General features: G+C 52.0%; 2 protein-coding genes and 1 pseudogene. 1 reads left to right on the top strand and 2 read right to left on the bottom strand.

Annotated elements, in window-relative coordinates:
* Nucleotides 1–132: 132 nt before the first annotated feature.
* Nucleotides 133–918: pseudogene (locus ACTF58_RS12715) on the top strand (porin); the annotation flags it as partial.
* A gap of 407 nt (nt 919–1,325) precedes the next feature.
* On the opposite strand, the gene ACTF58_RS12720 reads toward ACTF58_RS12715, so the two are convergent.
* Both ACTF58_RS12720 and ACTF58_RS12725 read right to left on the bottom strand, forming a co-directional pair.
* Nucleotides 1,326–2,999 carry a M10 family metallopeptidase C-terminal domain-containing protein gene (locus ACTF58_RS12720; RefSeq protein WP_438992341.1) on the bottom strand — a complete coding sequence of 558 codons (1,674 nt, stop codon included), beginning with the start codon at nt 2,997–2,999 and terminating at the stop codon, nt 1,326–1,328.
* A gap of 35 nt (nt 3,000–3,034) precedes the next feature.
* Complete coding sequence (locus ACTF58_RS12725; RefSeq protein WP_438992342.1) at nt 3,035–4,033, bottom strand: DUF2125 domain-containing protein; 999 nt, start codon at nt 4,031–4,033, stop codon at nt 3,035–3,037.
* Between the last annotated feature and the right edge of the window lie 20 nt (nt 4,034–4,053).

Genomic DNA, 4,053 nt, shown 5'->3' on the forward strand with positions numbered 1-4,053 from the left:
CCAAATAATATTGTCACTTGAACGCTTGGACGAGAGCCGAAATGTGGTCAATGTATGCCTAATGTATCGTCGCATACTGTCATCGGCTGTGGCTCTTTGTGGATCTAAAGTCGTGTTTTCGCTACTACAGCGCTAGTGGCAACTGCATCAGTAGCAGCAGCAGACGTAACATTCGCAGGATATGGTGCGTTTGGTATTTACAACGATGACGCTGCTTCTGAGCAAGGTTTGCTGAACCGTTTCCAAATCAATGCGACAGGCACTGCTACAGCCGATAATGGCATGGAAGTAAGCATCTTCAGCCGTTTGCGCGTAGACAACGGCGTAGGCTTCAGCGCTACAGGTGAACGCGCCGATGGTTTCAACGCACCACAAATCACAGTTAAAAACGGTGCTTTGACCGTTCAAATGGGTAACACCGCTTCTGCAGCTGGTGCACGCACAAATGTCTTCGGTTCAGCCACTGGTTCACTCGGTTGGTGGGGTCTTTATGATACCTCTTCAACCTGGTATTCAAGCACTGGTGCTGCAAACATGGATCGTGTGCGTGTAGACTACACGATGGGTTCAACAACTGTTTCAGTATCAGGTGATGTGTCGGGTGATGAGCGCCTTGAAGCAGGCGCGTCAATGACGCTTGGCTCAGTAAATGTTGGTGTCGCAGCTGGTGATGATGATTATTATGCAGCTGATCTAAATGCGGCCCTTGGCGATGTAACTGTTGGTGCACGTCTCACAAATACTATTTCAGGTGCGTATGCTAACTACACGCAAGGCGCATTCTCGATCAATGCCTATGCATCTGATGATGACGATTATGGTATGGGCGCTGCCTACGACCTTGGTGGCACTGTGAGTGCAAACTTCGAATATAATAAGTCGGGCGACTTCATGGCGTATATGGCGTTCAACTTCTAAGTCCACTGGGGATTTGGAGTATCGGAAAGAGCGGGCTTCGGCTCGCTCTTTTCACGTTTGGGGGTTTGATTTCGGGATGTCTTCCCAAACGGGTTTTGCCTTAAAGAGGATCGAGCGCTCTGGGCGGGGAGTCTTTTTGAAATACCGTATTCGGAGATTGTCTTGCGCTGGTTTCAACCGCCGATTTGGGCGGTATTTCACAAGCGGAACGCCAGTGATGTCTCTGGCCTTGAACCCTGTCTGATCAGACATTTGAGGCGCAAACCGAGGCAGAGGCTGCCCTTTGGACCGACCTCTGCGCTGTTCAGCTCTGCTTAACCAAGACGCAGAAACACGGTTAACGCCCTAATAATCTTAACCATGAATAAGCGCAAGCCCGAAGGCTTGGCGCAAATGCTGTGCAATGTTTAGATGAAATTATCGCCGTGCCATGTGTCAATATCGAGGTAATTGCCTGCGAAACTAGCGAGTAGATGGACAGTCAGGCCCGCCCCGTCATTTGCAATATGGAACAGTGACTGATCCTGACCTGTGGCCTGAGAGGCGGCCGTCAGCGCGAGAATCTCAGAGCCAGAGGATATCTGGAGATTGGCAAAGCTGCCGCCTTCCGAGAGGGCTGTGGACAGGGCCGCAACGCTATCAAGCCCGTCTGACACCAGCCGTAGGATTGCTCCGCTGACGTTTGCGACAGGGACATTGGCGGCGCTGACAACGGCGAGAAGGCTTGCACTTGCCATAGAAGAGAAGCTTATGACATCGCCCCCTGCACCTTGATCAAAGGCATAGACCGTATCTGCGCCATTGCCTGCGGGACGGGATTCAAACACCAGTGTGTCGGTTTTTGAAGTGGCTTCTGACAGGTCGATGGTATCGGACCCTGCGCCGCCTTGAACCGTATCCTTGCCTTCGCCTGCGAAGATCTTGTCGTTGCCCGCAGCGCCGCGCAGCTCGTTATCAAGCGTATTTCCGACGAGATAATCATTGCCTGAGCCGCCAATCGCGACTTCTATCTCCGAGCCTGCTGAAATGGTCAGCTGGCGTGCATCTGTGATAAACTCAGACTTTGAGCCAAGGTGACTGTGCATCTCTGGGCGAAGATCAATATAGGCCGCAGCGCTTTCTGCGGCGGCGCTTATGGTATCATGGCCTGCCCCGTCGAGGATAAAAACGCTTGTGCTGTTTGAGAAGGTATAAGTTGTGTCGCCCGCCTTGTAGGAGGGGTTGATCCCGAACAGACCTGCGAATGTCATGAGATCAAGATCACGATAGGCACCGTTATAGGCGGAGGGAACCTGAGTATAGGTTGCGACTGTCCAGTTTGAATTGTCTTCGCGATCTGAGAGCGTCTCTGTGGCTGTTCCATCTGCTTCGAAGGGGTGCTTGAAGCCAAAGGCGTGGCTCAGCTCGTGCAACAGGAGTTCGTAATCAAAATTGGTTCCGCTGCTTGAAGACGTCGGATTGTCATACTCGTTTGAGATAAAGACATCAGAGCCAATGGGATCGGTTTCATTGGGGAAAAACGCATATCCTGACGTATCGGTCTGGGTGTTTTGGGAGATCGAGACAACGTTGAAGGCGCTCGTGTCTGTGACCTCTTCAAAGCTCACATTGAAGAGTGTTTCCAAGTCGGAGAAGATATCGCGATAGGCCGCCTGGACCGCAGGAGATGCGGCAGCCCAGCCAGCTTTGTCCGTGTCGGTAAGATAGTCTGGCGCTGTTGTCGGGAAAGCAAATCCGACTTTGTTATCGAAGGATTTGTAGAAGGTATCAAGCTGATCGTAGTTGCTGTTGCCTAAAGCTGCGACCCAATAGGGCGGCACTTCTGCTTCGAACAAAGTGTTTGCATGAGGGTCTGGGGCTGTCGGCGTGACATAGGGGGAGCTTGGCGGCGTGTAACCGGACGGCAAACTGCCGATGCTATGATTTGTGCCAGAGGTATCAGAAGACCCGCCGCCGCAGGCTGTGAGGAGGGGAAAGGCCCAAACCGTGTTGAGTTGCCAACTGTCAAGCGTTTTCAGTCTGAAGGTCTGCTTGCCATTGAGGGCGAATGGGGCAGTTTGACGCGCGGGATTGTAACTCATTGAAATATGGCCTTTTAGTTATAAATGACTGCGAGTCAGCGACCTTTGGGCAATGTTCCGAAGGTTAAGGCTCCGTAGGAGACACGGCCGTTTTGCAGTGTGAGGGGGAGGGTGATTGTATCGCTTGAGCCGGTTTGCGCTGCCAGGTCTGTGAGCAGGGTGAAAAACATATCTTCAAGGTTTGGGGCCACATAACCGAGGCTTTTGGCGAGCTCGAACAGGCTTTGCCAGCCTTGAACTGTGAGGTTAATTTGACCCGTGGGGCCGAAGGCGGCCTCGTGTGTCAGCTGGCCCGTGGCCGAGATGTTTGCGTCGCCAAAATCAAAGCGGATCTCATTCAGGACAGTTTTTTGCAAAGCTGGAAGGCCGCGGGACATGGCCTTTCTGTCCCATGCTGCATCAAACAGAACGTCCGAGTTGAACCGTAAGGCTTGAACGGAGTGATAGGCGGGGGGAAGCTCGGGCAAGAGGCGGCCAAGGCTGATATTATCAAGCTCTGCTGCAAGATTATAAGCTTCTTTCGGATCGGCATAGCTTGTGACTGTTGCAAAAACAGAGCCTAGATTGGCCTTAAACCCATCGGCGTGCTCAATGGCCATATCTTCAGCTTTCAAGGCTATTTTACCGAGTGGAATAAGCCATGACGGACGAACGAGAATAGAAAGCTCGGCTTGTTTTGTGGCTATGGTTGTAGCGCCAAAAGAGCCGTTGATCTGATGAGTCTCGGATAGATCGAGGCTTATTTCATTGGGCTTAAAACTCGCGGTGTGCAAAACGGCTTTTTGCGTTTCCCACGTGAGCGTGTTTTCAACACCTACTGAAATATCGGATATGCCCACTTCGAATTCTGTGGGATAGCCCTGAACGGAGATGTCTTGAAACTGTGCGGAAACACCAGATTTATGAGCTTCTCGAGCGGCCAGGTGCGCCCCTTGTTCAAAGGCGTAGGCTGCTGCGGCCCAGTAGCCAGACCATATTATGAGCGGTGCGGCGGTTATGCCTAAAATCCATCGCGCGCGTCTGGAATGTTTCATATCGGGCCGTTCTTAAACTA

This window comes from Lentibacter sp. (assembly GCF_965657785.1).
In the GTDB taxonomy this organism is placed as follows: domain Bacteria; phylum Pseudomonadota; class Alphaproteobacteria; order Rhodobacterales; family Rhodobacteraceae; genus Lentibacter.